The organism is Stutzerimonas stutzeri, from assembly GCF_024448715.1.
Classification (GTDB): domain Bacteria; phylum Pseudomonadota; class Gammaproteobacteria; order Pseudomonadales; family Pseudomonadaceae; genus Stutzerimonas; species Stutzerimonas stutzeri_AR.
In genome coordinates this window covers 25,280-46,604 of sequence record NZ_JAMOHZ010000005.1, presented here as the reverse complement: position 1 = coordinate 46,604, position 21,325 = coordinate 25,280, and the positions used below count along the sequence as shown (strand labels likewise).

Annotated in this window: 23 protein-coding genes and 2 tRNA genes; 19 read left to right on the top strand and 6 right to left on the bottom strand. The window is 59.2% G+C overall.

The features are described 5' to 3' along the window. Positions 1–29 precede the first annotated feature (29 nt). From NAV33_RS12155 to NAV33_RS12095, 13 genes are all read left to right on the top strand, one after another. Complete coding sequence (locus NAV33_RS12155) at positions 30–785, top strand: heme ABC transporter permease (RefSeq protein ID WP_255980344.1); 756 nt, start codon at positions 30–32, stop codon at positions 783–785. Continuing rightward, positions 782–958 carry a heme exporter protein CcmD gene (gene ccmD, locus NAV33_RS12150; protein ID WP_255980342.1) on the top strand — a complete coding sequence of 59 codons (177 nt, stop codon included), beginning with the start codon at positions 782–784 and terminating at the stop codon, positions 956–958. The genes NAV33_RS12155 and ccmD overlap by 4 nt, the downstream gene beginning before the upstream one ends. Continuing rightward, positions 955–1,422, top strand: coding sequence for a cytochrome c maturation protein CcmE (ccmE, locus tag NAV33_RS12145; RefSeq protein WP_255980340.1), 468 nt, complete (start codon positions 955–957; stop codon positions 1,420–1,422). The genes ccmD and ccmE overlap by 4 nt, the downstream gene beginning before the upstream one ends. Beyond that, positions 1,419–3,392 carry a heme lyase CcmF/NrfE family subunit gene (locus NAV33_RS12140; RefSeq protein ID WP_255980338.1) on the top strand — a complete coding sequence of 658 codons (1,974 nt, stop codon included), beginning with the start codon at positions 1,419–1,421 and terminating at the stop codon, positions 3,390–3,392. The genes ccmE and NAV33_RS12140 overlap by 4 nt, the downstream gene beginning before the upstream one ends. A gap of 1 nt (position 3,393) precedes the next feature. After that, complete coding sequence (locus NAV33_RS12135; RefSeq protein ID WP_255980336.1) at positions 3,394–3,924, top strand: DsbE family thiol:disulfide interchange protein; 531 nt, start codon at positions 3,394–3,396, stop codon at positions 3,922–3,924. After that, positions 3,921–4,394, top strand: a complete 474-nt coding sequence (locus tag NAV33_RS12130) for a cytochrome c-type biogenesis protein (RefSeq protein ID WP_255980334.1) — start codon at positions 3,921–3,923, stop codon at positions 4,392–4,394. The genes NAV33_RS12135 and NAV33_RS12130 overlap by 4 nt, the downstream gene beginning before the upstream one ends. After that, the gene (ccmI, locus tag NAV33_RS12125) at positions 4,391–5,605 is read left to right on the top strand and encodes a c-type cytochrome biogenesis protein CcmI (protein WP_255980332.1); all 1,215 of its coding nucleotides are present in this window, start codon (positions 4,391–4,393) and stop codon (positions 5,603–5,605) included. Before NAV33_RS12130 ends, ccmI begins: the two co-directional genes overlap by 4 nt. Positions 5,606–5,643: 38 nt before the next feature. Continuing rightward, on the top strand, positions 5,644–6,063 hold the full coding sequence (locus NAV33_RS12120) for a hypothetical protein (RefSeq protein WP_423836669.1): 420 nt from the start codon (positions 5,644–5,646) through the stop codon (positions 6,061–6,063). Between the two features lie 134 nt (positions 6,064–6,197). After that, complete coding sequence (fliT, locus tag NAV33_RS12115) at positions 6,198–6,494, top strand: flagellar protein FliT (protein ID WP_255980330.1); 297 nt, start codon at positions 6,198–6,200, stop codon at positions 6,492–6,494. Between the two features lie 467 nt (positions 6,495–6,961). Continuing rightward, positions 6,962–8,431 carry a sigma-54 dependent transcriptional regulator gene (locus NAV33_RS12110; RefSeq protein ID WP_255980328.1) on the top strand — a complete coding sequence of 490 codons (1,470 nt, stop codon included), beginning with the start codon at positions 6,962–6,964 and terminating at the stop codon, positions 8,429–8,431. 226 nt (positions 8,432–8,657) lie between these two features. Next, complete coding sequence (locus tag NAV33_RS12105) at positions 8,658–9,764, top strand: sensor histidine kinase (protein ID WP_255980326.1); 1,107 nt, start codon at positions 8,658–8,660, stop codon at positions 9,762–9,764. A 5-nt stretch (positions 9,765–9,769) separates the two neighbouring features. Then, positions 9,770–11,173, top strand: a complete 1,404-nt coding sequence (locus NAV33_RS12100; RefSeq protein ID WP_255980324.1) for a sigma-54-dependent transcriptional regulator — start codon at positions 9,770–9,772, stop codon at positions 11,171–11,173. Positions 11,174–11,254: 81 nt separating this feature from the next. Further along, entirely contained in the window at positions 11,255–11,914 is a 660-nt protein-coding gene (locus tag NAV33_RS12095) for a thiopurine S-methyltransferase (RefSeq protein WP_255980322.1), read from the top strand. Positions 11,915–12,084: 170 nt separating this feature from the next. Here NAV33_RS12095 and htpX read toward each other — a convergent pair whose 3' ends face one another. The 3 genes from htpX to NAV33_RS12080 form a co-directional block, all read right to left on the bottom strand. Beyond that, positions 12,085–12,957, bottom strand: coding sequence for a protease HtpX (gene htpX, locus NAV33_RS12090; protein ID WP_255980320.1), 873 nt, complete (start codon positions 12,955–12,957; stop codon positions 12,085–12,087). Between the two features lie 83 nt (positions 12,958–13,040). Then, positions 13,041–13,514: a hypothetical protein gene (locus NAV33_RS12085; RefSeq protein WP_255980318.1), complete on the bottom strand. Its 474-nt coding sequence runs from the start codon at positions 13,512–13,514 to the stop codon at positions 13,041–13,043. 7 nt (positions 13,515–13,521) lie between these two features. Further along, the gene (locus NAV33_RS12080) at positions 13,522–14,733 is read right to left on the bottom strand and encodes a pyridoxal phosphate-dependent aminotransferase (RefSeq protein WP_255980316.1); all 1,212 of its coding nucleotides are present in this window, start codon (positions 14,731–14,733) and stop codon (positions 13,522–13,524) included. Between the two features lie 190 nt (positions 14,734–14,923). On the opposite strand from NAV33_RS12080, the gene msrB reads away from it, so the two are divergent. The 3 genes from msrB (at position 14,924) to NAV33_RS12065 (ending at position 16,783) form a co-directional block, all read left to right on the top strand. Further along, positions 14,924–15,322 (top strand): peptide-methionine (R)-S-oxide reductase MsrB, encoded by a 399-nt coding sequence (msrB, locus tag NAV33_RS12075; protein ID WP_255980314.1) that lies wholly within the window; start codon positions 14,924–14,926, stop codon positions 15,320–15,322. 35 nt (positions 15,323–15,357) lie between these two features. Then, positions 15,358–15,840, top strand: a complete 483-nt coding sequence (locus NAV33_RS12070; RefSeq protein ID WP_255980312.1) for a glutathione peroxidase — start codon at positions 15,358–15,360, stop codon at positions 15,838–15,840. 64 nt (positions 15,841–15,904) lie between these two features. Further along, complete coding sequence (locus NAV33_RS12065) at positions 15,905–16,783, top strand: ATP-binding protein (RefSeq protein ID WP_255980310.1); 879 nt, start codon at positions 15,905–15,907, stop codon at positions 16,781–16,783. A gap of 46 nt (positions 16,784–16,829) precedes the next feature. Here NAV33_RS12065 and NAV33_RS12060 read toward each other — a convergent pair whose 3' ends face one another. Continuing rightward, the gene (locus NAV33_RS12060; protein ID WP_255980308.1) at positions 16,830–17,513 is read right to left on the bottom strand and encodes a glutathione S-transferase family protein; all 684 of its coding nucleotides are present in this window, start codon (positions 17,511–17,513) and stop codon (positions 16,830–16,832) included. 113 nt (positions 17,514–17,626) lie between these two features. Continuing rightward, a complete protein-coding gene (locus NAV33_RS12055; RefSeq protein ID WP_255980306.1) occupies positions 17,627–18,394 on the bottom strand; it encodes a hypothetical protein in 768 nt (255 codons plus the stop codon). Positions 18,395–18,606: 212 nt separating this feature from the next. Between NAV33_RS12055 and NAV33_RS12050 the strand changes: the two genes are divergently transcribed. From NAV33_RS12050 to NAV33_RS12040, 3 genes are all read left to right on the top strand, one after another. Next, positions 18,607–18,682 (top strand) — tRNA-Glu (locus NAV33_RS12050). Between the two features lie 18 nt (positions 18,683–18,700). Then, positions 18,701–18,776: transfer RNA gene (locus tag NAV33_RS12045), tRNA-Gly, on the top strand. Positions 18,777–19,104: 328 nt separating this feature from the next. After that, positions 19,105–20,034, top strand: a complete 930-nt coding sequence (locus tag NAV33_RS12040; protein ID WP_255980304.1) for a ZIP family metal transporter — start codon at positions 19,105–19,107, stop codon at positions 20,032–20,034. Between the two features lie 51 nt (positions 20,035–20,085). Here NAV33_RS12040 and NAV33_RS12035 read toward each other — a convergent pair whose 3' ends face one another. Further along, the gene (locus NAV33_RS12035; protein WP_255980302.1) at positions 20,086–21,072 is read right to left on the bottom strand and encodes an NAD(P)/FAD-dependent oxidoreductase; all 987 of its coding nucleotides are present in this window, start codon (positions 21,070–21,072) and stop codon (positions 20,086–20,088) included. Between the last annotated feature and the right edge of the window lie 253 nt (positions 21,073–21,325).

Sequence of the window (21,325 nt, the reverse complement as noted above, 5' to 3'; positions counted from 1 at the left end):
ACGCGCGTTGCCACTGCGAGGCAAGCTCTATGAACTGGACATGGTTCCACAAGCTGGGTTCGCCCAAATGGTTCTACGAAATCAGCAGCCGCTGGATGCCTTGGCTGGCCTGGGCGTCGCTCGTACTAATCAGTGTGGGGGTGGTCTGGGGGCTGGCGTTTGCGCCGCAGGATTACCAGCAGGGCAATAGCTTCCGCATCATCTATATCCACGTGCCTGCTGCATTTCTCGCTCAGTCGATCTACGTAATGCTGGCAGTTGCGGGTGTGGTCGGCCTGGTATGGAAAATGAAGCTGGCTGACGTCGCGTTGCAGCAAGCCGCACCCATCGGCGCGTGGATGACCTTTATCGCTTTGCTCACCGGTGCGGTATGGGGCAAGCCGACCTGGGGCGCCTGGTGGGTGTGGGATGCACGCCTGACATCGATGCTGATTCTCCTGTTCTTGTACTTCGGCATCATTGCGCTCGGTCAGGCTATCAGCAATCGCGACAGCGCGGCGAAGGCCTGCGCGGTGCTGTCCATCGTCGGGGTGGTGAATATCCCGATCATCAAATACTCGGTGGAGTGGTGGAACACCCTTCATCAGCCCGCCACGTTCACCGTCACGGAAAAACCCGCCATGCCTGCGGAGATGTGGTTGCCGCTGTTAGTGATGGTGTTGGGCTTCTACTGCTTCTTCACGTTGGTGCTGCTGATGCGCATGCGTCTCGAAGTGCTGCGCCGTGAATCCCGGAGCAACTGGGTGAAGGCTGAAGTGAAAGCGTTGGTGGGCAAAGCCGCATGAATTTCTCATCGTTTTCCGAGTTCATCGCCATGGGCAACCATGGCCTGTATGTCTGGACGGCCTACGGCATCAGTCTGGCCGTCCTGATTCTGAACGTTGCGCTGCCGATGATGGCGCGTCGGCGTTACCTGCAAGACGAGGCGCGTCGTTTGCGCCGGGAGGAAATGAAGTGAATCCTGTGCGCAAGAAGCGTCTGTTTATCGTGCTGGCCATCCTGGCCGGCGTGGGTATTGCCGTGACGCTGGCATTGTCTGCTTTGCAAGAGAACATCAACCTCTTCTATACCCCAACTCAGATTGCTGCGGGCGAAGCACCGGAAGGCACACGCATCCGTGCCGGCGGCATGGTCGAAGAGGGCTCGGTACAACGCAGCAACGATTCGTTGACGGTGTCCTTTCGTGTCACCGACTACGCCGAAGCAGTCACCATCCGATACCAGGGGATTCTTCCTGACCTATTCCGTGAAGGGCAGGGGATTGTCGCGCTGGGGCGAGTGAATTCGGACGGCGTGCTGGTCGCTGATGAAGTGCTGGCTAAGCATGACGAAAATTATATGCCGCCTGAAGTCACCGCAGCGCTGGAGAAAAGCGGTAAGAGCAAACCCTACGGCGGCAGCGAGCAGGAGTACGCGAAATGATTCCGGAACTCGGCCATCTAGCGATGATCCTGGCGCTGTGCCTGGCAACCGTGCAGGGCACGCTTCCGCTGATCGGTGCCTGGCGCGGTGATCGCCAATGGATGGGCTTGGCTCAGCCCGCGGCGTGGGGGCAGTTTTCCTTCCTGGCGTTTTCCTTCGCGTGCCTCACGTACGCGTTCATGGTGGATGATTTCTCTGTCGCTTATGTCGCGCAGAACTCCAACAGCGCTTTGCCCTGGTATTACAAATTCAGCGCCGTATGGGGCGCGCATGAAGGGTCGCTGTTGCTCTGGGCCTTCATTCTTTCGGCCTGGACCTTTGCGGTATCGATCTTTTCCCGTCAGTTGCCAGAAGACATGCTGGCTCGGGTATTGGGTGTCATGGGCCTGATCAGCATCGGGTTCCTGCTGTTTCTGATTCTCACCTCCAATCCCTTCGAGCGACTGCTGCCGCAAGCGCCGATGGATGGACGTGACCTCAATCCGCTACTTCAGGACTTCGGCTTGGTCGTACACCCGCCGATGCTCTACATGGGCTATGTCGGTTTCTCGGTGGCCTTCGCGTTCGCCATCGCCGCGTTGCTTGGCGGCCGTCTGGATGCCGCCTGGGCACGTTGGTCGCGTCCCTGGACGCTGATCGCCTGGGCATTCCTCGGCACTGGTATTGCGCTGGGCTCCTGGTGGGCCTATTACGAGTTGGGCTGGGGCGGCTGGTGGTTCTGGGATCCGGTGGAGAATGCGTCCTTCATGCCTTGGCTGGTGGGCACGGCACTGATTCATTCGTTGGCAGTGACGGAAAAACGTGGCGTCTTCAAGAGCTGGACGGTGCTGCTGGCGATTGCGGCATTCTCGCTCAGCCTGCTGGGTACTTTCCTGGTTCGCTCCGGCGTGCTGACCTCGGTTCACGCGTTTGCCACCGATCCGGAGCGCGGTGTCTTCATCCTGGCGTTTCTGCTGTTGGTGGTAGGCGGTTCGCTGACCCTGTTCGCCTTGCGCGCACCGGTAGTCAAGAGCCAGATCGGCTTTGGCCTGTGGTCGCGGGAAACGCTGCTGCTGGTCAACAACCTGCTGCTGGTGGTTGCAACCGCAATGATTCTGCTGGGCACGTTGTATCCGCTGTTGCTCGATGCTTTGTCCGACACGAAACTCTCGGTCGGGCCGCCATATTTCAATGCCATGTTCCTGCCGCTCGTTGGTGCGCTGATGCTCGCGCTTGGCGTGGGGATTCTGGTGCGCTGGAAAGACACGCCGGTGAAGTGGCTGATTGGCATGCTGACCCCGGTACTGATTACCAGCGCTGTCCTTGGCGGGCTGGGTTCGATGGTCTTCGGCGACTTCCATTGGGCTGTGCTGGCTGCCTGCCTGCTTGCGGCCTGGGTGGTAACAGCGGGGATTCGCGACATACTCGACAAGACGCGCCACAAAGGTCTGGTGAAAGGCATTCGTAGCCTGGCGCCGAGCTACTGGGGCATGCAGCTGGCGCATTTCGGGCTGGTGGTGTGCGCGCTGGGCGTGGTGCTGACAAGTCAGCAGAGCGACGAGCGTGATCTGCGCCTGGCACCGGGGGAGTCGTTGCAGTTGGGCGGCTACAGCTTCGTCTTTGATGGCGCCAAGCATTTCGAGGGGCCCAACTTTACCTCCGACAAAGGCACGATTCGCGTCTTCGATGGCGATGAGCAGGTCGCGACACTGCATCCGGAAAAACGCCTCTACACCGTGCAGCAGATGCCGCTGACCGAAGCAGGCATTGATGCCGGTTTCACCCGTGACCTCTATGTGGCGTTGGGCGAGCCTCTGGAAGACGGCGCCTGGGCGGTGCGGGTGCATATCAAGCCGTTTGTGCGCTGGATCTGGCTGGGCGCGTTGCTGATGTCGCTGGGCGGTGTTCTCTCGGTGAGCGACAAACGCTACCGGGTCAAAGTCAGGACCCGCGTCCGCGAGACACTGGGTCTGGCCCAGCAAGGAGCCTGAGATGAAAAGATTGTTGATGTTGCTGCCGCTGGCACTCTTTCTAGTCGTCGCCGTGTTTCTTTATCGCGGCTTGTTCCTGGACCCAACGGAGCTTCCGTCGGCGCTGATCGGCAAGCCGCTTCCTTCGTTCTCTCTGCCCTCGGTCGAGGATCCGCAACGGCTGATAAGCGCTCAGGACATCAAAGGCAAACCGGCGCTTGTCAACGTCTGGGCGACTTGGTGCGTGGCCTGCAAGGTCGAACACCCGGTGCTCAACAAGCTTGCGGCGCAGGGCGTGAATATTTATGGAGTCAACTACAAGGACGACAACGCCGCTGCCCAGAAATGGCTCCGGGATTTCCATGATCCCTATCAGCTGAACATTCGCGACGAGCAAGGCAGCCTTGGCCTGGATCTAGGCGTGTACGGCGCCCCGGAAACCTTCATCGTCGACAAGCAGGGCATCATTCGTCACAAGTATGTCGGCGTGATCGACGAGCGCGTCTGGCGCGAGAAGCTTGCCGCGCTTTATCAGGAACTGGTGGACGAATGAGACAGTTGATCCGGGGCGTACTGCTGGCGCTGTGTCTGTTCGGCAGCGCGCACGCGGCGATCGATACGTACGAGTTCAAGAGCGGCGCTGAACGAGAGCGCTACCGCACATTGGTCGAAGAACTGCGTTGCCCTAAATGCCAGAACCAGAACATTGCCGATTCCAACGCGCCCATTGCCATGGACTTGCGGCGTGAAATCTACCGCATGTTGGAAGAAGGGCAGAGCAACGAGCAAATAGTCGATTATCTCGTCGCGCGCTATGGCGACTTCGTGCGCTACAAGCCACCTGTCAACGCCAAGACACTCCTGCTTTGGTACGGCCCGATAGCCTTGCTGGTGCTTGGCTTTGGCGTACTGGCGTTCATCCTGATACGCCGCCGTCGTGGGGCAGGCATCAACGCGTCGAACACACTTTCCGAGGCCGATCGAGCGCGCCTCGCCACGTTGCTGGATAAAAAACAACCATGATCGATTTCTGGATAGGTGCCGGCCTGCTGTTGTTGGCTGCCCTGGCGTTCCTGCTGCTTCCCTTGCTGCGGGGGCGTCGAATGCAGGCGGAGGAGGACAGGACTGCCCTGAACGTCGCGCTGTATGGAGAGCGGCTTGATGAACTGGCCGTACAGCAGTCAGCCGGAATCCTTACGCCGGAGCAGTTCGAGGCGGGCCGCGCCGATGCGGCGCGCGAACTGCTCGACGACACCGAGGGCGGCGATACGCGGCGCAGTAGCAGTCTGGGTCGTGCCATTCCACTGATCGCCGCGATTCTGGTGCCGCTGCTTGGCTATGGTCTGTACATGCACTGGGGTGCGAGCGACAAGCTGGAGCTGGCACGCGAGTTTGCTGTGCAACCTAAAACCATGGAAGAAGCGACTGCAAGGCTGGAACGCGCGGTGAAGGCGCAACCCGATTCCACCGAAGCGTGGTATTTCCTTGCCCGGACGTATATGAGTCAGGGGCGTGCCGCCGATGCCGCTGCAGCCTATGCGCAACTCATCGAGCTGGCGGGTCGTCAGCCGGAACTGCTGGGGCAGTGGGCTCAGGCGTTGTATTTTGCTGAGGATCGTCAGTGGTCGGAGCAAATACAGCAACTCACCAACGAGGCGCTGAGGGACGATCCCCATGAGGTTACCAGCCTGGGCTTGCTGGGCATCGCTGCGTTTGAAAATGAACGATTCGAGGAAGCCATAGGTTTTTGGGAGCGTTTGGTTGCCATATTGCCGGCACAAGACCCTTCGCGTCAGGCTATTGAGTCCGGTATCGCGCGGGCTCGCAAGCAACTCGGCGAACCTGCTTCCGACGGTGCGGAACCTGCTGGTGAGACAGCCGCGGTGGCCAGCTCCAGCCTGACAGTCGATGTTCGCCTGGACGCTACTCTGGCGGATGACGTGCAGCCCACCGATACGGTGTTCGTGTTCGCTCGTGCGGTTTCCGGGCCGCCGATGCCGTTGGCGGTGAAACGTCTCACTGTCGCTGATCTGCCTGCTACGGTCAGTTTGAGCGATGCCGATGCAATGACTCCGCAGCTCCGGTTGTCCAACTTCGAACAGGTCAGGCTGTTTGCCCGCATTTCCCGCAGCGGTGATGCCACTCGAGGCGAGTGGAAAGGCAGCAGTACGCCGCTGGCGTTGGGCAACAACGGCACGGTCAAGCTGACAATCGACCAACCTGAAATGCCCTGACCGCAGGCAGGGCGGCTACGAGGCGACTGATGATGACAATGGTTTCCACACGGCATGCACGGCGTTTGCTCAGGGCTTCTGGCGTGATGACACTGGCGCTGTTGCTCGGCGCATGCGCGGGTAACCCGTATCAGGCATCAAAGCCGACTCCCACGCCTACTCCGCCTGTGTCAGAGCCCCAGGAGCCGGTCGCAAGCCCACCGCCAGTGCGCACACCGCCAGCGCCACGTCCACCGGCTACGCAAAAGAGCCATCCGCGTTACGCGCCGCCGCCTCATGCCGCTGCGCATTGGGACAATCGTCTGGGCGTGTATGTCGTGGAAGGCCGGAACATGTTCTATCGTGAACGGCTTTACTACCGCTGGGATGGCGACTGGTATTGCGCCGGCCGTCCAGATGGCCCATGGGAACCGGTCGCGCTCCCGAGCGTCCCAACGGGTCTTCGCAGTTTGCACTGATCACCAACGGCATTCGGTCCTTTTCCCGTGGCGCGCTAAAGCCGAATCGAAAAGTGCCGATAAGGAGTCAGGTCCAGCAATATATTGCCGGGCAGCAGGCTCAGCCTTGTAACCCAGTTCATCCGGAGCAGATCATGAGTGCATCAGTCAAACGTCTTGAAGAAACCGGCAGCGCGCTACGCGATGCGATGGTGCAACAGGACTGGACAGCGATTAGCGTCCTTGATCTGCAGTGCCGTCAGGTCGTCGAAGCTGCAATGAATGAGCCTCGTCAGGATGAGCCTGCGATTCGCCAGCGCCTGCAGGAGCTGGTCAATCTTTATCGTGAACTGGTGACTACGTGCCAAGCGGAGCAACGGCGCGTAGCTGATGAGCTGATTCAGCTCAACCAGTCCCAGCAGGGCGCGAAACTTTACAAGCTGTTCGGCTGATTCTTCGAAGCGTTTTCGTGCTCCGCCACCTACCATTCGTCACCTTAATTTCTGACGTTAAGTACGGTCGGGATTGCTGGCCAGGCTCTCTATATTGCGAGACCGCAGCGACATGGTCGGTGTGATTTCGTGGCTGGCTTGTATCCGCGTTCCGCCTGCATGTTCAGCTGAATCACCAGCTAACGTCGTCGAAAAATGCTGCGCATCGTAAATTTCAGATAGTCCCGCTAGATAGGCGTCACCTACCTGACGAAGGCATTTGAACGCGATTGTTGTGGTTATCGTCTTTCTCCTAGCGTCAACAAACCGGATGCTTTCTTAGTATCTTCCGTGGCTAATTCACGTCATAAATTTGACTCGAATCGTTTTTTTTAATTAACTGGTGGCTATCTGCCGGTGGGCGCAATCGTATTGTTCCAGATACGAGCGCAGGCCTTCTTTTCCAGCCTCTAGAGCCTATAAACAAGATGTGGCGTGAAACCAAGATTTTGTTGATAGACGACGACAAGGATCGTCGCCGCGATTTGGCGGTCATCCTCAACTTTCTGAGTGAAGATCATCTGGCCTGTTCCAGTAGCGACTGGCGCAATGAGGTCGACTCGCTCGAATCTAGCCGCAGTGTGCTCGGCGTTTTGCTCGGCGACGTTTCAGCTAAAGGCGGTGCGGTAGAACTGCTCAAGCAACTCAGTAAATGGGACGAGAATCTGCCTTTGATGCTGATTGGCGAGCCCGTTCCGGCGGACTGGCCGGATGAGATCCGCCGCCGTGTGCTGGCCAGCCTCGAAATGCCCCCGAGCTACAACAAACTGCTCGATTCGCTTCACCGCGCTCAGGTCTACCGTGAGATGTACGACCAAGCCAAGGCGCGCGGGCGCCAGCGCGAACCTAACCTGTTTCGCAGCCTGGTTGGCACCAGCCGTGCCGTACAGCATGTGCGGCAGATGATGCAGCAAGTTGCCGACACCGAGGCGAGCGTGCTTATCCTCGGCGAGTCCGGAACTGGCAAGGAAGTCGTCGCGCGTAACTTGCACTACCATTCCAAGCGCCGCGGCGGGCCTTTCGTTCCAGTCAACTGCGGCGCGATTCCAGCCGAGCTGCTGGAAAGCGAGCTGTTCGGTCACGAGAAGGGCGCCTTTACCGGCGCGATCAGCTCGCGTGCCGGCCGTTTCGAACTGGCCGAAGGCGGGACGCTGTTTCTTGACGAAATCGGTGATATGCCGTTGCCGATGCAGGTCAAATTGCTGCGAGTCCTACAGGAACGCACCTTCGAACGCGTGGGTAGCAACCGTACGCAGAACGCCGATGTACGAATAATCGCGGCGACCCACAAAGATCTGGAGAAGATGATCGTAGACGGCAGCTTCCGTGAGGATCTGTATTACCGTCTCAATGTTTTCCCCATCGAAATGGCTCCGCTACGCGAGCGTATCGAGGACATTCCGCTGTTGATGAACGAGCTCATCTCGCGCATGGAACATGAGAAGCGCGGCTCGATTCGCTTCAACTCCGCTGCGATCATGTCGTTGTGCCGTCACGATTGGCCGGGCAACGTGCGCGAACTGGCGAACCTCGTCGAGCGAATGGCAATCATGCATCCGTACGGCGTAATCGGAGTGATGGAGCTGCCGAAGAAGTTCCGCCATGTCGATGATGACGACGAGCAATATGCAGCCAATATGCATGACGAGATGGAGGAGAGGGCCGCGATCAACGCGCCCATCGTCGTATCCGACGCGCACGCAATGCTTCCCCTTGAAGGCCTCGATCTGAAAGACTACCTGGGCAATCTGGAGCAGGGGCTTATTCAGCAGGCCCTCGAAGATGCCGGCGGCGTCGTTGCCCGCGCTGCTGAACGTCTTCGTATTCGCCGAACGACCCTCGTCGAGAAGATGCGCAAATACGGCATGAATCGTCGCGACGACGATCTCGACGAGTGAGTACCCGCCACGCCGCTGGCCCGGCGGCGTGGCTTCCTTTATCTCATCTCTATACGCACGCCCATGCGCTAGGCATGATCCTTGCTGCCTGACATTCGACCGACCACCTTTTTGACGGATACGAGTGCCAGTGACTTCAGCGTTCTCTTCATTAGCTGTTACCCAGCATTCTGCCAAGGCAGCAGCAAACGCCGAGCTTGAACAATCACTCGAGTTGTTCACTCGCATGTCCGGTCGGTTAGGCGAATCCCAGCAGCTGTTACAGGTCCACGTAGCCGAGCTGAAAGATCAACTCGCCGAAACCAGCGCACTGCGTCTGCGTGAATTCGACGAGAAGGAGCGCCTGGCCAATCGCCTGCAGAGTCTGTTGGACCTCTTGCCTGGCGGTGTCATCGTCATAGACGGCCAAGGTGTAGTCCGCGAAGCCAATCCGGTTGCTCTGGAGCTTCTGGGCGAGCCGCTCGAAGGCCAGCTCTGGCGTGAGGTGATCGCGCGCAGCTTTGCCCCCCGCAAGGACGATGGTCATGAGGTTTCTTTGAGGGACGGACGCCGTGTCTCGATTGCCACGCGCTCGCTGAATGGCGAACCCGGGCAGCTCGTATTGCTCACCGATCTGACCGAGACGCGAAGATTGCAGGAGCAATTGGCGCGTCATGAGCGTTTGTCGTCGCTGGGTCGGATGGTTGCTTCGCTGGCCCATCAGATTCGCACACCGCTATCGACAGCGTTGTTGTACGCCAGTCACTTGGAGCAAGGTGGGCTGTCCGATGAGCATCAGCAACGTTTTGCCGGTCGCCTGAAGGACCGTTTGAATGAGCTGGAACACCAAGTCCGCGACATGCTGCTCTTCGCTCGCGGCGATCTGCCGCTGGAGGATCAGCTGGCGCCCGCCGAGCTGCTGACGGCGTTGCGCTCTGCGGCCGAAGCGCGCGTGCAGGGCATCGCCATTCGTTGGCAATGCGACGTGCGGAACGGTGGCTTGCGATGCAACCGTGACACGCTGGTGGGTGCGTTGCTCAATCTGATCGAGAACGCGCTTCAGGCCGTCAGCAACCATCCGCGGCTTAAGGTGCATCTCTACACTCGAGGTTCGGTATTGCGGATCAGCATCAGCGACAACGGTGCGGGAATCGATGCCGCGACTCTGGCGCGGCTCGGCGAGCCGTTTTTCACCACCAAGGCGACAGGAACCGGGCTGGGTCTGGCCGTGGTCAAGTCGGTTGCGCGTGCCCATTCAGGTGCGCTTGAGTTGCGCTCTCGGCCGGGTCGAGGGACCTGCGCCATTTTGCAGCTGCCGCTGCTTCCGGTGTGCGCGCCGGCAATTTCGGAGTGAAGACGATGGCTGCCAAAATTCTCTTGGTCGAGGACGACCGCGCACTGCGAGAGGCGCTGAGCGATACCCTGGTCCTCGGTGGTTATTCGCACCGGGCGGTTGATTGCGCCGAGGCCGCGTTGCTTGCTCTGCAAGAGGAAGGCTTCGGCCTGGTGGTCAGCGATGTGAACATGCCCGGCATGGATGGTCATGCGTTGCAGGTGCTCGTGCGCCAGCGGTATCCGCAGGTGCCGGTATTGCTAATGACCGCTTACGGCGCCGTCGAGCGAGCCGTCGAGGCGATGCGTCAGGGTGCCGTGGACTACCTAGTCAAGCCGTTTGAACCGAAGGTCTTACTCGGTCTTGTCGCTCGACATGCCTGCGGCCAAATTGGCGAGGCCGATCCACAAGGGCCAGTCGCGGTCGAGCCTGCGAGTCAGCAACTGCTGGCATTGGCGGCCCGCGTCGCGCAGAGCGATTCGACCGTGCTTGTCTCCGGCGAGTCCGGTACCGGCAAAGAAGTGTTGGCCCGCTACATCCATCAGCAGTCACAGCGCGCAGGCAAACCTTTCATCGCGATCAACTGCGCTGCGATACCGGACAACATGCTCGAGGCGACGCTGTTCGGTCACGAGAAGGGCGCCTTCACTGGCGCAATCGCGACTCAGCCGGGCAAATTCGAGCTGGCCGAAGGCGGCACGCTACTGCTCGACGAAATCTCTGAGATGCCGTTGGCGCTGCAAGCCAAGTTGCTACGCGTATTGCAGGAGCGCGAGGTCGAGCGCGTCGGCGCCCGCAAACCGATAGCGCTGGATATCCGAGTCGTCGCCACGACCAACCGTGATTTGGCGGAGGAAGTCCGAAGCGGGCGCTTCCGTGAAGATCTGTTTTATCGGCTTTCGGTATTCCCGCTCGCCTGGCCCGCCTTGCGTGACCGACCTGCGGATATCGTTCCGCTTGCCGAGCGCCTGCTGACAAGTCATGCGCTGAAGATGCGCCAGCCTACCGCCAAGCTCACGTCCGAGGCGCGCCAGTGCCTGCTCGGCCATCCCTGGCCCGGCAATGTCCGCGAGCTGGATAACGCCATCCAGCGCGCTCTGATACTGCAACAAGGCGGTTTGATCCGCCCGGAGGATCTCTGCCTGACCGTGACGGCTGGTTTCGCTTCGCTAGCGCGAGGAGCAGCTGACACTACGCCATTGGACCCAGTACGCGCCGTTCCACCCGCCTCGGCAGAAGCGGGCAACGCGTTGGGCGAAGACCTGCGGCGTCGTGAATTCGAGTTGATCCTCGACACCCTGCGAGCCGAGCGTGGCCGACGCAAGGAGACCGCCGACCGGTTGGGCATCAGTGCGCGCACGCTGCGCTACAAGCTTGCGCAGATGCGTGACGCCGGTATGGATCCGGAAGCCGCCTTGTACGCCAGCTAAACGTGAACCTGAAAGGTCCCTCGAGGATCGGCGCGGGCGGCTCTGATAAGCTTCGTCGATCGTGACTACGAGGGTCTGAAGGTGGACGAAGCATTCTGGCAACGGCGCTGGGCGCGCAATGAAATCGGCTTTCACCTGAGCGAGGTCAACCCTTATTTGCTCCGCCACTGGCCGAGTTTGCGATTAGCCAGAGGGTCCAGGGTCCTGGTGCCGCTGTGCGGAAAAAGCCTCGATATGGCATGGCTAGCCGAGCAGGGCTTTGCCGTGCTGGGCGTGGAGTTTAGCGAGCAGGCAGTCGAGGACTTCTTTGTTGAGCGTGGGCTGGTCGCGGATGTGAGCCGAGAGGGCGCGTTCAAGGTCTACCGTGCAGGTTCGCTGGAAATCCGATGTGGCGATTTCTTCGCCTTGAGCCGCAGCGACGTCACGGATTGTCACGGACTCTACGATCGAGCCGCGCTGATCGCACTGCCTGCGGCGATGCGTCAGCGTTATGTCGGACATTTGACGGGCATTCTCGCGCCGGGCTGTGAGGGCCTGCTGGTGTCCCTGAACTACGAGCAAGAGCAGATGCCCGGACCGCCATTTTCCGTGAGTGATGCCGAAGTTCGGCAATCGCTGAGCGCCCATTGGGACATCGAGTTGCTGGAGCAGATGGATGTGCTGGAAGGCAACTGGAAGTTCCTCCAACGCGGGCTGACGCGTCTGGAAGAAAACTGCTATCGGCTCAGAAAGATGGCGTAGGCGTTTGCTCCCGTTGCGGAGCGATGATGCAGCAAGGGCCGGCTAGGTATTGGAGGATGACACTCAAGCCGCAATCGTGAACGTTCGATGGAAGGCAGCGCGTTGCGCGCCGCCAACCAGTCCCTTGAAACCATCTGCATCATTTATTGCAGGAGTTGATGCCCGTTGGCTCAGCCGCGCTGACGCAGCGCTTCGATACGATCTTCCAAAGACGGGTGAGTCATCAACAGTCCAGCCAGGCCATTACGCAAGGCGCCGTTGATGCTGAAGGCTTTGAGGCTGTCCGGCATATCCACCGGTACGCCCTGTTCGGTACGTAGCCGCTGTAGCGCGCCGATCATCGCGGTGGTGCCAGCCAATTGCGCCCCTGCTTCATCAGCGCGAAACTCGCGTTTACGCGAGAACCACATGACCACTATGCTGGCGAGAATGCCCAGCACCAGCTCAGCGAAGATTGTCGCGACGAAGTAGCCAATGCCATGACCGTCTTCGTTCTTCAGGATCACCCGATCTACGAAGCTGCCGAAGATCCGCGCGAAAAACATGACAAAGGTATTCACCACCCCCTGAATCAGGGCAAGGGTCACCATATCGCCGTTCGCGACGTGGCCGATCTCGTGAGCCAATACAGCTTTGACTTCATCTGGCGAAAAGCGCTCGAGCAGGCCCTGGCTGACAGCGACCAGCGCGTCGTTCTTGTTCCAGCCGGTTGCGAAGGCGTTGGCTTCGTAGGCGGGGAAAATACCCACTTCCGGCATCTTGATACCAGCTTCGCGAGAGAGCTGCTCGACGGTTTGCAGCAGCCATTGTTCGTGACGAGTACGAGGCTGGCTGATGATTTCGGTACGGGTGCTCATTTTCGCCATCCACTTGGAGATGAACAGCGAAACCAGTGCACCGGCGAAGCCGAAGACGGCGCAGAAAATCAGCAGACTGCCGTAGTTCTGACCCGTGTAGCGATCCACCCCAAGCAGCTTCAGGGTGATGCTGGCAACGACCAGTACAGCCAGGTTGGTGGCCAGGAACAAGAAAATGCGCATCATGTTGCGGCAGACTCCAAGGGGAACAGTAAAGAACGATAGGCTATATAAGGTGCTGCTCGGCGCTATTCAACCGGGCGACTATTTCAAGCTATGTCGCCTGTGGCGCGGGCGCGCTCGGTGTTGGCTGTTAGCGTGCTGCCTAACAGTTGACGGGTCAGCTGCGCAAGCTGTTCGCTGTGGCCGTCGCGTAGCGCCTGACGAAGTTGATGGGCGAGGCTGGAATGAACCCGACGCACGCTCGGAGGTAGCGATTCGTTACTGGTCATTGCTTCAGGCACGCTGCTCGATAAGCGCAGAAATGCCTTCTCGGTGAGAGCGGTTTGGTCGATTGCTTGATGTTGGATAGTGCTCTCGAATCGCAGATAACCTTCATCGGCCAGCCACAGGAGCGCTCCCAGACAGCTCTGATGCCGCTTGCTGGGCAGGCCGAACTCGTCTGGTTCTTCCAGACCGATCAGGTCTTCGACGTATAGCGTGACTTTCCGAGGGAACGCCTGATAGAGCAACAGCAGGCCGGCGGCGGCGTCCCGGTAGAAATCGTCGATCTGCAAATCCATGGAGTCGCTACTGGCTGTAGGTCTTGAGGAAGTTACCGATGCGGCCGATTGCCTGTTCGAGATCGTCCACCCGCGGCAGCGTGACCACACGGAAGTGATCCGGCCATGGCCAATTGAACGCGGTGCCCTGAACGATCAGCAGCTTTTCGGACAGCAACAGATCGAGTACGAACTTCTCGTCGTTATGGATCGGGCATATCTTCGGATCGATTCGGGGGAAGGCGTAGAGCGCGCCCATCGGCTTGACGCAACTGATGCCGGGAATGTCATTGAGCAGTTCCCAGGTGCGGTTGCGCTGCTCCAGCAGACGGCCTGGCGGCAGGACCAGATCGTTGATGCTCTGATACCCGCCAAGTGCGGTCTGAATGGCGTGTTGTGACGGCACGTTGGCACACAGGCGCATATTAGCCAGTATGTCGATGCCCTCGATATAGCTCTGCGCCTTGTGCTTGGGTCCCGAAATCACCACCCAGCCGGAGCGAAAGCCGGCGACCCGATAGGATTTGGACAGGCCGTTGAAGGTCAGGCAAAGGACGTCCGGCGCCAGCGATGCGGTGCAGATATGCACCGCGTCGTCATAGAGAATCTTGTCGTAGATTTCGTCGGAGAACAGTACCAGCTTGTGCTGACGCGCCAGTTCGACCATGCCTTCCAGCACTTCGCGCGGGTAGACTGCACCGGTCGGGTTGTTCGGGTTGATCAGTACCAGTGCCTTGGTGTTCGGCGTGATCTTGGCCTTGATATCCGCCAGATCCGGCCACCAGTTGGCTTGCTCGTCGCAGAGGTAATGCACCGGCTTGCCGCCTGCCAGGCTCACGGCAGCCGTCCACAACGGGTAATCTGGCGCTGGAATCAGCACTTCGTCGCCATTGTTCAGAAGCGCCTGCATGGACATCACGATCAGCTCGGACACACCGTTGCCGAGGTAGATGTCTTCGATGGTCACGCCTTCTACCTGCTTCTGCTGGTAGTACTGCATGATGGCCTTGCGCGCGCTGAAGAGGCCTTTGGAATCGCTATAGCCTTGCGCGGTGGGCAGGTTGCGGATGACGTCCTGAAGGATTTCTTCGGGGGCTTCGAAACCGAACGGCGCCGGATTGCCGATATTCAGCTTGAGGATGCGATGACCTTCCTCTTCCAGGCGTTTGGCGTGCTTGAGCACCGGCCCGCGGATGTCGTAGCAGACATTGGCGAGCTTGTTCGATTTGCTGACCTGCATGATCCTGAGTGTCCCGAAGTGAAGACGCGCCAGACTCGTTATGGTTGGCGACGTTTGGCATGAGCCCGAGAGCCTTGGCAGTCTGAAACCCCGCTGCCAGACTAGGCGTCTAAGAGCAACGCATCATACGTGCGGCCCGACCACCGGAAAAGGTACAGATCCGCCTTTTTTAAGATCACGAGGTGTACCGATGGACAAGCTTGAAAAACCGCTCGAAACCTGGCGTGAAGAACTCTCCGACGAGCAGTTTCAGGTCTGCCGACTGGGTGCGACCGAACGCCCGTTCACCGGCAAATACAACGAGACCAAGACGCCCGGTATCTATCATTGCGCCTGCTGCGACGCACCGTTGTTCGACTCGGATGCTAAGTTCGACTCCGGCTGTGGCTGGCCCAGCTACTTCCAGCCCGTCAGCGATACGGCTATCTCAAGCGTCGACGACTTCAGCCACGGTATGCATCGTATTGAGGTCAAATGCTCGCGCTGCGATGCGCATCTCGGCCATGTTTTCCCAGACGGCCCGGCTCCGACCGGCCTGCGCTATTGCATCAATTCAGCGTCTCTCAACCACAAGCCGCGTGAAGCCTGATCGGCATCCGCAATGCAGCCATCGGGACACCAATCATGCGCGATCCGCTGTTAGAAATTCCCTGCATTTCCATTGATGGTCAGGCGAAAACTCTGGCCGATTTTGGCGGTAAGGTGCTGCTGGTGGTCAATACAGCCAGCCAGTGTGGTTTCACGCCGCAATACAAGGGGTTGGAAGCGCTATGGAGGCGCTATGCGGAACAGGGGTTGGTGGTGCTCGGGTTTCCCTGCGATCAGTTCGGCCGGCAGGAGCCGGGCGACGAGGAACAGATCGCCACATTCTGCGAGCGCAACTTCGGTGTCAGCTTCCCGTTGTTCGCCAAGGTCCAGGTCAATGGCGGCGATGCACATCCATTATTCGTCCAACTGAAAAAGCGTGCGCCGGGTCTGCTTGGCAGCAAGGCGATCAAGTGGAATTTCACCAAGTTCCTGATTGCCGATGAGGGGCGCTCCATTGAGCGCTTCTCGTCGCGGACGCCGCCGGAGGCGTTGGTAACGCATATCGAATCTCGCCTTTAAGCTCGCGGTGAAAACCTGGCGGCGCGGGCCACATTTATCCGTATATGTATTTTGGAGTCGTTGAATGGATGCCGAGCTGAAAGCCTTCTTGCAGCGCGCCGATGCGCTGATCACGCGCCTGGAGCCCTTGTTGCCGTCGCCGCGCGCATCGATAGACTGGGCCAGCAGCCTGGCCGCACGTTGGCACCGCGAGGGGCAGGGCGGCTATCTACAGCCGTTGAGCGTATCGCTCGATCTGAATCTGGCTGACCTGATCGGCATTGACCGGCAGCGCGAGTTGCTGTCGAACAATACCCGCCAGTTCGTGGCTGGCCTACCAGCCAACCACGTGCTGCTCTGGGGCTCGCGGGGAACTGGCAAGTCTTCGCTGATTCGAGCGCTACTGGCCGAGCATGCGCCAGCGGGTCTGCGCCTGATCGAGATCGAGCGCGATCATCTGGCTGATCTGCCGAAAGTAGTCGAGCAGCTTGCCGGGCAGTCGCAACATTTCGTGGTGTTCTGCGACGACCTGTCATTCGAGGCGGGTGAAGGCGATTACCGTGTGTTGAAAAGCGTGTTGGACGGCTCCCTGGAGCGAGCGCCGGAAAATGTACTGCTGTACGCCACGTCCAATCGTCGGCATCTGGTGCCGGAACGCCAGAGCGATAACGAGAACTGGCAGATGATCGACGGTGAGCTGCATCCCAATGAAGCGGTTGAAGACAAGATTGCGCTGTCTGACCGCTTCGGCCTCTGGCTTTCGTTCTATCCCTTCAGTCAGGAACATTACCTGAATGTAGTGCGGCACTGGATCGGGTCGCTGGCCGAGCAGGCCGGGCTCAGCTGGAGCTGGGATGAAGCGCTGGAGAAGGACGCGATTCGCTGGGCTACCGCACGGGGCAATCGCAACGGCCGTTGCGCCTACCAGTTCGCGCGGCAGTGGGTGGGAATTCGTTTGCTCTGAGGCGCTGGACAGGCGCCAGGTAACTCGTGAACGCCGTTGCAGTGAGTTAGCTGGGCTGCTTCGCGCTCTTACCCATTTCGATGAGCTTGGCGGTCATGCGCTGTTCGCCTGGCAGTAGGTTTTGCACTGAAACGAGCGCCTTCATTCGCGCAAAGTGAGCTGCAAGCGCTGGCCAGCGCCCCGCATCGACCACTTCGCCGCCGTGTTCCATGTTGATCAACTGGCAGGCGAAAGCGATATCGGCCATCGAGAGTTGACTGCCGATGAAATAATCGTTTTCGCCCAGTTGCCGCTCAAGGTAATCAAAGTGCGGCGGCAGCTTTTCGTTCAGTGCTGCCTGGACGCTTTCTTCGTTGCACGGGTGGCCCGAGCTCGGCTTCAGTATCCGATTGCGAAATACGCCGAAAGTCGTCAGCGGAGCAAGTTCATAGTCGGCGTATTTTTCCAGCCAGCGTACCTGTGCGCGTTGTGCTGCGTTGTTTCCGTAGAGCCGCGCGGTGTTTTCGTAGGCTTCTTCGAGGTATTGGCAGATCACGCTGGAATCAGCGAGACAGAGCTCACCGTCCTTGAAGGCTGGGATACGTCCGAGGGGATTGAGCTGTAGATACCATTCTGGTGGCGTGAACGGCATAACCATTTCGAGCTGATAGTCCAGGCCCCTCTCTAGTAGGCACAGGCGGACTTTGCGAACGAATGGCGACAGCGGGGCGCCAAATACAGTCAAGGACATAGAGATTCTCCAAGGCATTGCTGGGTATAGGGTGGCAGCCGCAAGGGAGAATGCATCCGCATCCCGAGTTGGCGCGTTGTTTGGGTTGCCTCGCCTACATTTTCAACGACCTGCTAGTAGATATTGTTCTTCTTCCAGTCGTCTTCATTTTCGAAGTTCTTCAGACCTTCTGCCAGCTCATTGGGTTCGTCAAGCTTCGGTTGGTGTTGCGTCTGCTCGAGTTGATTCGCGTGGGTGTAGCTCGCTTCTAGCTGTTGCAGCTGGGTCTGGTAATCCGTCTGGTTGGATTGCTTGCGGATGTATTGAATGCCGCGCTCGAAGGCGAGGCGTGCCTTGTGCGCGCTTCCCTGCCGCAGGGCCTGCTGTCCGATGTTGGTGAAATACTCTATGTGTAACATCACCATCATCCGCTGGATCTGGTGCAACCAGCGTTTGGCCGCGTTCGTATCGAGCTGACCCTGCTTGTTGGCCCAGATGACTTGTGCGTGTAGGTCTTCCAGCAGCAGGCGAACCTCTTTGGCCTGGGCCTCGGTGAGAATTTTCACCGGGCTGTTCTGCACCGGAATCTCATCGCCCTTGGCAACGGCGTTGCGCAGCAGTTCGACGCGGGCCGTAATGGCGGAGTTCTTCTTGTCCAATGGCAATAGCCGTTCGCCCAGGTGCAGCTCGAGCCTCGCCAGCATCAGCTTGAGTGCAGGGCTCATCATCTGCCCTGGAATGCTGTCGGAAAGATTGGCGCAGCGACGTATTCGGTCGTTGAGCTCGGCTCGCATGCGAGCCTTTTCCAGATTGTTCTTTTCGACGATCTGGTTGATGAAGCCAATCGCTATCAATATGAACAGGCCAGCAATGACCAATCCTGCAATCAGAACCGGGGACACGGGACGCACCTCTCTATCGGGCGGTTTTTTGTCGAGTGTAGAGCGTTAGATAGCAAGCTGATAGCTCGACGCGGCTTCGGAATTCTTCGTTTAAAAAAATTTCAGATGGCGCTTGACGGTTATTCATGTCCTCCATAGAATGCGCGCCACTTGCAGCGTGAAGCACATCGCAGGCGCTGGAAGCCGGAAGAAAGCTGTAGTTTCCGGGCTGCGTCCCCTTCGTCTAGTGGCCTAGGACACCGCCCTTTCACGGCGGTAACAGGGGTTCGAGTCCCCTAGGGGACGCCACTTTTTGTTGTAGATAGCGCGGGAATAGCTCAGTTGGTAGAGCACGACCTTGCCAAGGTCGGGGTCGCGAGTTCGAGTCTCGTTTCCCGCTCCAAATTCGCTTGCGAAAGGCCGTTAAGCCAATCGAAAGCATAAAGAAAGCGACCTAGAGTCGCTTTTTTTGTGCCTGTAATTCCGGAATCGCTGTCGCGACACGACACCGCGCGGAACTTCATTTCCCATTTCAATATTCGCGAAGCTGCTGGCGCCTTGCCAGGGTCTGCGTTGTCTCATTCTTCAAAACTCAGCGAGCCGGTTACGGTCATATGGATTAGATGTTCGCGTCGTATGGGCTAGGTGTACTGCAGGCAGGTTGATCTACCGCTCGGCAGGTCCTGGGTCCGCTACGGACGGCGACAAACTTACACATCGGGGCCGTCATCATGGCAAGTACTCAAAGCGCTGCAGCGACGTTGCGCTCGGCATGGATCGCCCACGCACAGGCAAATCCCATTATTGCGGTGGGGCTCGTCGGCACTGTCCTGGTTGTGTTGCTGCTGCTTGGGGCGAGTGGCTACAACGCGCTCCAGAATGGCGACGAAAGCAACATTCGCTACGGGTTACTCGGCGGTACGGCAGGCTTTGCTGCGACAGCGCTGGGAGCGCTGATGGCGATTGCGCTGGGTAATATTTCTACTCGCACCCAGGACAGCATGCTTGGCTTCGCGGCCGGGATGATGCTCGCGGCCAGTTCGTTTTCGCTGATCCTTCCAGGTCTTGCCGCTGCCAGGGATCTTTTTGGCAGCGGCCCTGCTGCAGCATTGACTGTAGTGGTAGGGCTCGGGTTTGGCGTACTGCTGATGCTCGGGCTGGACTATTTCACGCCGCATGAGCATGAAAGCGCGGGTGCCTTTGGCCCGGATCATCAGCGCATGAGTCGGGTCTGGTTGTTCGTCTTTGCGATCATCCTGCATAACGTTCCGGAGGGCATGGCGATCGGCGTGAGCTTCTCCAAGGGCGATATGGAAGTTGGCCTGCCGCTTACAACGGCAATTGCCATTCAGGATATTCCCGAGGGGTTGGCCGTTGCGTTGGCGTTGCGGACCACCGGTCTCTCCGCCTGGCGTGCGATTCTGGTCGCCGCCGCATCGGGCTTAATGGAGCCACTCGGGGCTCTGGTAGGTTTGGGCATATCCAGCGGTTTGGCCATCGCCTATCCGGTCAGCCTCGGATTGGCCGCTGGCGCCATGATCTTCGTGGTCTCGCATGAGGTGATCCCCGAAACCCACCGTAATGGCCATCAGACGCCCGCTACGGTCGGTTTGATGGGCGGTTTTGCGGTGATGATGTTCCTTGATACGGCGCTGGGCTAACCGAGTCGCGGCAACGCAGTGTTGCCAATGCAGGTGGTTTTGGGCGACTGGCTAGAACTGCTCCAGTAATCGCCGTGCCGCCTCCTGGCCGCTGAGCCAGGCACCTTCGACACGGCCGGACAAGCACCAGTCGCCGCAGGCGTACAAGCCGAGATGAGCATCGGCCAAGGCGCCCCATTCGTGGGACTGGCTCGGGCGCGCATAGAGCCAGCGATGGGCGAGGGTAAATTCAGGGGCAGGTACAACGCAGTCGATCAGTTCGGCAAATGCGCCGTGCAACTGTTCGATCACTGATTCCTTGGACATATCGAGATGCTGACGGCTCCAAGCGCTGGTCGCATGCAATACCCAGGTATCGAGATGGTCGTCGCGTCCGGGTTTGCTGTGGTGGCGGGCTAGCCAATCCAGGGCGTCGTCCTGAACGAAACAGGCATCGAGCTTGGTGTCCAGCGGTTTGGCGAAGCCTAGGGCGACGGACCAGGTCGGCTCCATCGCGACGCTGGCGGCGACAGCGGCCAGCTTCGGTGCAGAGGCGAGCAGCGTGCTGGCCTGTGGCGCGGGAATGGCGATGATGACCTGGCTGAACGGGCCGTGGTTGGTGCCTTCGGCGTCAACCAGCGTCCAGTACTCCTCGCCGCGGAACACGTCAGTGATGCGGCAGGCGAATGTGGCCGGCAACTCGCCAAGCAGGCCGACGGCGATCGAGCTCATGCGCGGCACGCCGACCCAACGAAGCTGCTCGTCTGTGGAGGGTGACAACTGCCCGCTGCGGGACTGGTAAAGATTGGGTGACCATTCTGCAACCCAGCCTTGAGTCTGCCATTGGTGCACGGTCTCGGTGAAGCGCCGGTCTCGAGCGGTGAAATACTGGGTCCCGAGATCGAGATGTCCCGCGTCGCTACGCTTGCTGGCCAGGCGTCCGCCAAGGCCGCGACTCTTGTCGAAAAGTTGGACAGGCTGTCCGGCCGCATGCAGTGCCTGCGCGGCTGAGAGCCCTGCAATGCCGGTGCCGACAATGGCAATGGAAGCGTTGCTCATGCTTACCTCTTTCGATAGCGCCACCAGTTTCTGCTGTGTGACAACTGCGCTGGTTCGTTCGGTCCTGTTGCCGTTTCGAGAGCAAACGGCATCAGCTGACGCGCTCCTATCCTCAAGCAGACTGTTACTTTTGCCTAGGGGTTCGGGCCGATGGAAGGCACATATAGTGTTTTTTTACGTGCGGGCTGACAGGCGGTGGGATGCGACTGATTCGATCTGGCGGACGTGTTTCGGTGCAGTCCTTATGCCTGAC

Bases quoted from the DNA above. Each gene is read 5' to 3' on its own strand.
- NAV33_RS12040 (WP_255980304.1), top strand. From the start codon at position 19,105: ATGGCAAGTACTCAAAGCGCTGCAGCGACGTTGCGCTCGGCATGGATC.
- NAV33_RS12085 (WP_255980318.1), bottom strand. From the start codon at position 13,514: ATGGATTTGCAGATCGACGATTTCTACCGGGACGCCGCCGCCGGCCTG.
- NAV33_RS12120 (WP_423836669.1), top strand. From the start codon at position 5,644: ATGGTTTCCACACGGCATGCACGGCGTTTGCTCAGGGCTTCTGGCGTG.
- NAV33_RS12060 (WP_255980308.1), bottom strand. From the start codon at position 17,513: ATGTCCTTGACTGTATTTGGCGCCCCGCTGTCGCCATTCGTTCGCAAA.
- htpX (WP_255980320.1), bottom strand. From the start codon at position 12,957: ATGATGCGCATTTTCTTGTTCCTGGCCACCAACCTGGCTGTACTGGTC.
- fliT (WP_255980330.1), top strand. From the start codon at position 6,198: ATGAGTGCATCAGTCAAACGTCTTGAAGAAACCGGCAGCGCGCTACGC.
- NAV33_RS12140 (WP_255980338.1), top strand. From the start codon at position 1,419: ATGATTCCGGAACTCGGCCATCTAGCGATGATCCTGGCGCTGTGCCTG.
- NAV33_RS12035 (WP_255980302.1), bottom strand. From the start codon at position 21,072: ATGAGCAACGCTTCCATTGCCATTGTCGGCACCGGCATTGCAGGGCTC.
- NAV33_RS12100 (WP_255980324.1), top strand. From the start codon at position 9,770: ATGGCTGCCAAAATTCTCTTGGTCGAGGACGACCGCGCACTGCGAGAG.
- NAV33_RS12130 (WP_255980334.1), top strand. From the start codon at position 3,921: ATGAGACAGTTGATCCGGGGCGTACTGCTGGCGCTGTGTCTGTTCGGC.
- NAV33_RS12135 (WP_255980336.1), top strand. From the start codon at position 3,394: ATGAAAAGATTGTTGATGTTGCTGCCGCTGGCACTCTTTCTAGTCGTC.
- NAV33_RS12155 (WP_255980344.1), top strand. From the start codon at position 30: ATGAACTGGACATGGTTCCACAAGCTGGGTTCGCCCAAATGGTTCTAC.
- NAV33_RS12110 (WP_255980328.1), top strand. From the start codon at position 6,962: ATGTGGCGTGAAACCAAGATTTTGTTGATAGACGACGACAAGGATCGT.
- NAV33_RS12080 (WP_255980316.1), bottom strand. From the start codon at position 14,733: ATGCAGGTCAGCAAATCGAACAAGCTCGCCAATGTCTGCTACGACATC.
- ccmI (WP_255980332.1), top strand. From the start codon at position 4,391: ATGATCGATTTCTGGATAGGTGCCGGCCTGCTGTTGTTGGCTGCCCTG.
- NAV33_RS12105 (WP_255980326.1), top strand. From the start codon at position 8,658: ATGTCCGGTCGGTTAGGCGAATCCCAGCAGCTGTTACAGGTCCACGTA.
- ccmD (WP_255980342.1), top strand. From the start codon at position 782: ATGAATTTCTCATCGTTTTCCGAGTTCATCGCCATGGGCAACCATGGC.
- msrB (WP_255980314.1), top strand. From the start codon at position 14,924: ATGGACAAGCTTGAAAAACCGCTCGAAACCTGGCGTGAAGAACTCTCC.
- NAV33_RS12070 (WP_255980312.1), top strand. From the start codon at position 15,358: ATGCGCGATCCGCTGTTAGAAATTCCCTGCATTTCCATTGATGGTCAG.
- NAV33_RS12065 (WP_255980310.1), top strand. From the start codon at position 15,905: ATGGATGCCGAGCTGAAAGCCTTCTTGCAGCGCGCCGATGCGCTGATC.